Raw genomic sequence first — 204 nt, 5'->3', positions numbered from 1 at the left:
GCTAATTGGTTTCGGCATGAGTTTTACAGAGGTGGATTCTATTTCTCAAGCGAAGCTTGAGGCCACAACAAATGATGACAGACGATTGAGTGCAGCGCTTGAAATAGCGATACGCAAAGAGATTGAGAAAGGCCATACCTACACGATACAAGCTGATTTACGCACTTATTTAACCAAGTTACTCAAGGACAAAGAACTTGTCGC

The 204-nt window shown here is 42.6% G+C and carries 1 protein-coding gene; it reads left to right on the top strand.

Annotation, left to right across the window (positions count from 1 at the left end; all coding sequences use genetic code 11):
* The coding region (locus AB4140_RS18735; RefSeq protein ID WP_372002174.1) for a hypothetical protein at positions 1-204 on the top strand (204 nt) is incomplete at both ends.

Origin of the sequence: Shewanella sp. 10N.286.51.B2, assembly GCF_041469265.1 — a bacterium.
Lineage (GTDB): Bacteria > Pseudomonadota > Gammaproteobacteria > Enterobacterales > Shewanellaceae > Shewanella.
This window is presented reverse-complemented; position numbering and strand designations above follow the sequence as displayed.